The sequence below is a fragment of the Pseudomonas sp. 05N434 genome, from assembly GCF_056396965.1.
In genome coordinates, this window is the sequence record NZ_JBFTMK010000531.1 from 1 (window position 1) to 3,534 (window position 3,534).

General features: G+C 59.5%; 3 protein-coding genes. All 3 read left to right on the forward strand.

The features are described 5' to 3' along the window. The first annotated feature begins 79 nt into the window (after positions 1 to 79). The 3 genes from AC1DLB_RS25155 to nhaB all read left to right on the forward strand — a co-directional run bounded on the left by AC1DLB_RS25155 (position 80) and on the right by nhaB (position 3,488). Positions 80 to 346, forward strand: coding sequence for a hypothetical protein (locus AC1DLB_RS25155; protein WP_018926082.1), 267 nt, complete (start codon positions 80 to 82; stop codon positions 344 to 346). A 282-nt stretch (positions 347 to 628) separates the two neighbouring features. After that, entirely contained in the window at positions 629 to 1,918 is a 1,290-nt protein-coding gene (locus tag AC1DLB_RS25160) for a hypothetical protein (RefSeq protein WP_477743028.1), read from the forward strand. A 67-nt stretch (positions 1,919 to 1,985) separates the two neighbouring features. Continuing rightward, positions 1,986 to 3,488: a sodium/proton antiporter NhaB gene (gene nhaB / locus AC1DLB_RS25165; RefSeq protein ID WP_018926084.1), complete on the forward strand. Its 1,503-nt coding sequence runs from the start codon at positions 1,986 to 1,988 to the stop codon at positions 3,486 to 3,488. Positions 3,489 to 3,534 lie beyond the last annotated feature (46 nt).

A 3,534-nucleotide genomic window follows, 5' to 3' on the forward strand; every position in this document is an offset into this window, starting at 1 on the left:
CATCAGTACAAGTAACCAGCCGAACGGTAAGCCCAACCGACGGCACATCACTTGATTGGGCACACAGAGAGAAGACCCCATGAACGCCCCGCTCCGTATCAACGAAGCTCTTTTGATTGCCGACCGCGCATTCCAACCCTTTCAATGCGTGGCCTGGGCCCCACAAGACGGTAATGGTGAGCTCAGCCTGGCCATCATTGATCGCACTAACACTCGCATCAGCAGCAAACAAATCCCCAGCAGTGCCTATTCCGATCCACAGCAACTTGCACACTTGCTGGAACAAGCCCGCGCCGAGCTGAGCGAGGAAGGTTACACACTGCAATCGTGGTCCATGCCGCATTAATCTTTTTCGCGGATTACCGCCCGGTAATCCGCGTCCCTTCTTCTCCTTAGTTGACGGTTTCTACGGTCAGCTGCATAACGCCATTTTCGTTTTCCAACTTCTAGCCGCCAGATTACTTGGCAGGCTTGTCAGTGGTTCGAGAAGACACTGTTCTGGCACAAAACGCCGCTCCTCCCGAGCGTAATGGCAGTTGCGCATCATCGCATTCAGGGATTGAATGTTCTTCTCATGCAGTCAACCTCCGGGCACCCGGACAAGGACGACTGGCAAGGAGATGCGTGCATGTCACTCCAGACTGCTTTTGCCATACCGGCAGCGGTGAAAGACGCCGGGCAACTCGATAGCCATTTCGCCGGCAGCGGCAAGACTCAAGTGTATTTCGCCGGCAGTACTTCCAGCAGGATCAATGGCGTGGCGATTGACCACACCGGCCGAATACTGGCGGCAGCCAAGGTCGGCACGCCAGGTGGCAGCCGCTTTGGCCTGGCCCGCCTGCGTGAGGATGGTTCGGCGGATCTGGCCTTCGGCAAACAAGGCAGCGTCATCGGGCAATTCGCCCACGGCTACGAGGCCATGGCGGGCACAGTGCGGGTGCTGGCCGACGGGAACATTCTGGTGGCCGGCCTGCACTACGAAAATGCTCATCGTACGCTGCCCGCCCTGGCGATGTTTGATCAACGGGGCTGTCCGATACAGGGTTTTGGTGAGCACGGCCGCTGCGTGGTGCGCCTGCCGGGGAAGCTTTCCGAAGGCGCTCGCGACGCTTGGTTACCACCCGGCGTGCCGGGTACCGAGGCCTGTGATATCTGCGTGCAGGACGATGGTCGAATCCTGCTGCTGGCCAATCATCACTTTGAATTGGCCGATCACGTCGGCATGCTGATTCGGCTCAATGCCGACGGCTCGCTGGACAGCACCTTCAACGGTCGTGGCTTTGTCATGGTCCGGCACTTATTGATGAACACCTGGCTGAACAGTCTGATGGTGCAACATGACGGCCGAATCCTGGTGGGCGGATCGATCAATTTCCCCGAGGAAGGTTTGCTGGCGCGTTATCACACCGATGGCCAGTTGGATGACGGCTTCGCCGTGGATGGCTTCATGACCTTCAAGGCCTGGGGTCAGAGTGCCCAGGTCTGCCAGATCGTCCAGCACGAAAATGGTGATTTGCATTGTTTTGGCAGCAGTCGCGACCCGATGCACTGCCTCGCCCTGAACGTTCACAGCAATGGCCGACCTGACATGCATTGCAATAGCGGCCAGCCACAACTGTTGGAAATCAGCCACAGCGGCTGCCAGTGGACCGCCGCCCAGATACAACCGGACGACTGTGTACTGACGGTCGGAGCGACGGGCGGCGGGCTCGAAGGCGATTTCATTCTCGCTCGCTACTTACCCAATGGGGCGCTGGATCGCAGCTTCGCCAATGGCATGGGCTGGGTCCGCACACGCCTGAGTCGAGGCCCGGACACCGCCACTTCATTGGCTGTGCAGGCCGATGGTTGCATCGTCGTCGGCGGCTATTCACTGGATGGCAACTACCGCGCCGTCGTCGCCCGCTATCAACCCTAGTTCCCTGCACTTGATCTTCCCTTCCGCTTACGGCAAGTTGCGCGCTTCTTAATACAAGGAGTAGCCGATGTCCGGCTCAATGGCCCAGGCCTTCGCACACAATTTTCTTGGGCATTCACCCCGCTGGTACAAAGCCAGCATTATCGGATTCCTGATTCTCAACGCCCTGGTGTTGTGGACGATCGGTCCGGTGGCGGCCGGCTGGTTGTTGGTGCTGGAGTTCATCTTCACCCTGGCCATGGCGCTCAAGTGTTACCCGCTGATGCCCGGCGGGTTGCTGCTGATCGAAGCTCTGCTGCTGAAAATGACCACGCCCCAGGCGCTCTATGACGAACTGGTGCACAACTTCCCGGTGATCCTGCTGCTGATGTTCATGGTGGCGGGCATCTACTTCATGAAGGACCTGCTGCTGTTTCTGTTCTCGCGCCTGCTGCTGGGAGTTCGCTCCAAGGCGCTGCTGGCGTTGATGTTCTGTTTCCTGTCAGCGTTTCTCTCGGCGTTTCTCGATGCATTGACCGTGACCGCGGTCATCATCAGCGCGGCCGTGGGGTTTTATTCGGTGTATCACCGCGTCGCCTCGGGCAACGATCCGCGTCAGGACAGTGAGTTCGGCGATGACCGGCAGCTGCCGACATTGCACCATGCCGACCTCGAACAATTCCGCGCCTTCCTGCGCAGCCTGCTGATGCACGGCGCGGTCGGCACAGCGTTGGGTGGCGTTTGCACGCTGGTTGGCGAGCCGCAAAACCTGCTGATCGGCCATGAGATGGGCTGGCACTTCGCCGAGTTCTTTCTGAAGATCGCCCCGGTGTCGTTGCCGGTGCTGACAGCGGGCCTGGTGACCTGCGTACTGCTGGAGAAACTGCGCTGGTTCGGTTATGGCACGCTGCTGCCGGACAACGTGCGTGCGGTGCTGGCCAACTACGCCGCTGAAGACAACGCCGAGCGTACTTCGCGTCAGCGCGCTGCGCTGCTGGTTCAAGGGGCGGCGGCACTGATTCTGATTGCCGGGCTGGCGTTTCACATCGCCGAAGTCGGCCTGATCGGCTTGATGGTGATCGTGCTGATCACCGCGTTTACCGGTATCACTGACGAACACCGCCTCGGCACCGCCTTCAAGGACGCCATGCCGTTCACCTCGCTGCTGGTGGTATTTTTCGCCGTGGTGGCGGTGATTCACGATCAGCAGCTGTTCGCGCCGCTGATCCAGTGGGTATTGACGCTGCCGGCGGACCAACAGCCGGGCATGCTGTTTATTGCCAACGGCTTGCTGTCGGCCATCAGCGACAACGTGTTCGTCGCGACCATTTACATCACCGAAGTAAAACAGGCATTCATCTCCGGCCACATGAGCCGCGAGCACTTTGAAACCCTGGCGATTGCGATCAATACCGGGACCAACCTGCCGAGCGTGGCGACGCCTAATGGTCAGGCGGCGTTCCTGTTCCTGCTGACCTCGGCGATTGCCCCGCTGATTCGTCTGTCGTACGGGCGGATGGTGTGGATGGCGCTGCCATACACCGTGGTGATGGGAGTTCTTGGCTGGTACGCCGTAAGCTATTGGCTTTGAGGTGGCAGGTCTGACGCCTTCGCGGGCAAGCCTCGCTCCTACGGTT

Excerpts from the sequence above, each read along its gene's own strand:
- AC1DLB_RS25155 (WP_018926082.1), top strand. The coding sequence starts at position 80 with ATGAACGCCCCGCTCCGTATCAACGAAGCTCTTTTGATTGCCGACCGC.
- AC1DLB_RS25160 (WP_477743028.1), top strand. The coding sequence starts at position 629 with ATGTCACTCCAGACTGCTTTTGCCATACCGGCAGCGGTGAAAGACGCC.
- nhaB (WP_018926084.1), top strand. The coding sequence starts at position 1,986 with ATGTCCGGCTCAATGGCCCAGGCCTTCGCACACAATTTTCTTGGGCAT.